The 3,320-nt window shown below is 38.6% G+C and carries 3 protein-coding genes; all 3 read right to left on the bottom strand.

Annotation, left to right across the window (positions count from 1 at the left end; all coding sequences use genetic code 11):
- Positions 1–102: 102 nt before the first annotated feature.
- The 3 genes from A5320_RS21855 to A5320_RS21595 all read right to left on the bottom strand — a co-directional run bounded on the left by A5320_RS21855 (position 103) and on the right by A5320_RS21595 (position 2,964).
- Entirely contained in the window at positions 103–303 is a 201-nt protein-coding gene (locus A5320_RS21855; protein ID WP_157605572.1) for a hypothetical protein, read from the bottom strand.
- Between the two features lie 130 nt (positions 304–433).
- A complete protein-coding gene (locus tag A5320_RS01215; protein WP_197489943.1) occupies positions 434–1,381 on the bottom strand; it encodes an SMEK domain-containing protein in 948 nt (315 codons plus the stop codon).
- A gap of 524 nt (positions 1,382–1,905) precedes the next feature.
- Positions 1,906–2,964, bottom strand: a complete 1,059-nt coding sequence (locus tag A5320_RS21595; RefSeq protein ID WP_082971470.1) for a hypothetical protein — start codon at positions 2,962–2,964, stop codon at positions 1,906–1,908.
- Between the last annotated feature and the right edge of the window lie 356 nt (positions 2,965–3,320).

The raw sequence follows: 3,320 nt of genomic DNA on the forward strand, positions 1-3,320 counted from the left end.
TCAGCTTGTTTAAGGATTGCCATGATTTGGCTATCGGTGAATTTTGATGTTTTCATAGTGAATCTCCTGCGTTTATGTTACGAGAAAATTCTACTTTTGACGTCAGTTAATTTGAGGGGGGATTACCATAGCTGTTTTGGCCTGATTATCTTGGCCGAAGCCTAGATCTCGGATCATTCCTAATGCCTCGAAGTCCTCAATGGTCTTGATGTATTTTGAAATAGCGTCAATCCCAATTTCCTTAAACTCAGCAAAAAAAGGTTCGTTAAACTTCGACTCAATAGATTCAATGACTATTTTCATATTTTTCGTCATGAAGTCACGATTATGATCACTAAACACCCACACCATTCCTAACAGTGACAAATAACGTTGATGCAACCGATGAGGTTAAGCCACAGAAGATCACTATGTTGAGGGCAATATTTGACTATTAACCTCTTGGATCTATCACGATGTCGATACCATGCAACTTAGCTATATCGGTTGAATCTTCAGCAATCAGTTTTTTTAACCTATCGATCTCATTCATTCCATCCCAATCAATACAAACAGCTTCGCCCTGACCAACTTTCGACTTGTTCACGATTACCAGAATGTCTGAGACGCGATCCATTACTAACCGTAAAAATTTAGTCATAGTGGGATCGCTAAAATCGGAAATTGACTTTGCACGAGCTTTTCGGTCGACACTTCCCTTTCCTATCAACTCTGATATTTCACGGAGTCCCTTTGTCATATCGGAAATATTTCCCTCGCAACACATCTTGTGTTTGATTGCGTTGCGATTAATCCAATTTAGAATGATCTCAAGAGAATCCTTGTCATTCCAAGGATGTAATGAAGAATAATCAACATGCCGTCGAATTGCGTCTTGTACGTTTTGTATTTCTTCTTCGTCTGCTCTATCGACGAGCTCTGAGATGAAGTAGTTAGGGTCAATGACTTTACAGTAGGAAGGCACTTTACTTTTCACCGATTTGCAGAATCCGAAAATATATAGCGTTTTATATTTGTCTTTCAAGCTAACGCCAGAGTCGTTTTTTTTCTCGAAAGCTTCGATTGTCTTTTTGATTTTTCCTAGACTTGCATTCGAGGTTACCTGAACTGCTACAGAAATGTTGTCGTCAGATAAGTCAATTGCAGGAAAGTTAACTGCAATCTGATTTTGGTTTACAAGCTCCCCCATTTTGAGAGCGCGAAACATATGTATGGTTAATCCCTCCAGCATTCGTTCCATGTCAAAGAATTTAGCTTTTTGACGAAGGCCAATGTAGTTTTGGAGCAGAGTGATATCTGCGTGAAGGTTTCTGATGAGTGCATCAATCACAGTGAGAACTTCCTTGCTTCTAATAAATTGATCAAAAGTACGATACTCCATTTAAAACATGTAACATTTTTTATTTATTGACGACTGTTTTTCGTGTCCAGTAATTCGGCAAATAATAGCAATGTATGTCATAAAATTCCGAAAAATGGCACGCCAATGGCAGCTTATATCCCGAATAGTTGTCGAATACAATAGGTCTGATTAACATCAGACTTTCCTAATTTGCAATACAGAAAAAGCCAGTTTCTGACACAGTGCCGACTATTGGTTTTGATTGTATTGATGGCGTTGAACCAACTAGCATCGTCTTTCTGTTTATGGTCTGAATCATAAATTTGATAGTATCGGACAGAACTGTAACCTAACCAAAATATCAAAGCATCTTTTACAGTTTGGGGGTTCGAAATTAAAAATATATTCCCAAAAATGGATAATTGACTTAATTCTACACCTGCACCGAAATAGCCACTTGTGATTAACGAGGCGGCCAGTAAATTTCTACGAATCTTTGCAAATGTGAAATCATCCTCGTCAATCATTAGGAATTTCCTTACTCAGAAATACACTGTTTGTATTTAACTTGGGATATAGCCATCTTGCGGAAGCGGAATTTGAAATTGCTCCCAGTCGTCTCTATTTTCCCAGATTGCTGGTGAACCTGAAAAAGCTACCCATGGAAAACAAAATGCTTGCTCTGCCGTACCATCAGTTACAATTATCAATGTTAGATCAAAAGATAAGTCATAGTCGCAATATCTCTGGTCTAAGTCTTGTTTGACCCTTTGTAAATCCAGTGTTTTCTCATTTTTTGATTGATAATAGCGAACGAAGACATGTACTGGTGTCTTTTGACTTAACAACGGATTTTGATGAAGAAAACTAATTTGATCCAAGTGAAATCTTAAATATTTTTCCTGATAGTGTTCAAAAGTCCATACTTTGGAAATACAGCGTATGGTACTAACAACAACCTCTGTTAATGCTCTGAGTTGATGACTAGATATACAAAGCGCATTTGTGGCTTTCGTAGACTTGATTTCTAACAACCCATCTAGAGAAGAAAATTGACTGTGATGGATAATCGCGCTTCTGAATTTCTCAAGAAAATTATATAGACCGATAAGACGACCCTTTAACCATGGTCGTTGTTCGATTAGTTCAGGGAAAGATAAGTCGCCATTCAATTGCTTCTGTTTAACAGAAAATCGAAAATTTACGGTATGCCCATTGATTTCGATAATCCACTCCATCAACATATCAAGAAGTTTAAAAACTGAAACGAAAATTAACGGCGCCCCAGCTTTTAAAAATCCAGACTGCCAACTACCTGTTGAACCTTTCAAGATCACAACTTGGCAGCTTTTTCTATAACTTAAGTCAAAACTCGAATAAAACACCGTATCTGTGGCATCGGGCTTAATTTTCTGCCCTGCTAGTGCGTATACAGCCTCCAAAAACCAAGTTTCGTACTCAGTCCTTTCAATTAGAGATTGCAGGTGCTCGTCAGACAATTTCACTTTATAAACCGCTATATATACTATTGATTTCTGAATATAACAAAAAAGCCCCATATTGGGGCCATTGCGTTTCATAATATGAAAAATATTTTCTAATACTGGTATATGGAATCCCATCTGGCTCCAACGTGCTACATCAATTATCGCAGATTAGCCGACTTACTTTTCTTACTTAGTAGCACCATCATATCCCAACCAGCCTCACAAGTTTTCGCAGATCCACCGGTATATTTTTCTTACTCAATAACACATTAGACCACCAAATTCCATAAAGCAAAAAGGCCCAGTCGTTAGACTGGGCCCTTTGGCTTAATTGGGAGCCGTGATATCCCTCGCAGAGCTCGGGATTGTTCCGCCGGAAGAACGCAACATTGGTTGCGTTCTTAAATCCCGACGTCACTGTACTACTCTACGCGCACTAAACTGCCAGAATCTAAATACAAAAAACCCCGCTCACTGAGCGGGGTTCTTTT

This window comes from Rheinheimera sp. SA_1, assembly GCF_001669775.1.
In the GTDB taxonomy this organism is placed as follows: domain Bacteria; phylum Pseudomonadota; class Gammaproteobacteria; order Enterobacterales; family Alteromonadaceae; genus Pararheinheimera.

What these genes read in the sequence shown, in the direction of transcription:
- A5320_RS21855 (WP_157605572.1), bottom strand. Translation starts at nt 303, where the DNA reads ATGAAAATAGTCATTGAATCTATTGAGTCGAAGTTTAACGAACCTTTT.
- A5320_RS01215 (WP_197489943.1), bottom strand. Translation starts at nt 1,381, where the DNA reads ATGGAGTATCGTACTTTTGATCAATTTATTAGAAGCAAGGAAGTTCTC.
- A5320_RS21595 (WP_082971470.1), bottom strand. Translation starts at nt 2,964, where the DNA reads ATGGGATTCCATATACCAGTATTAGAAAATATTTTTCATATTATGAAA.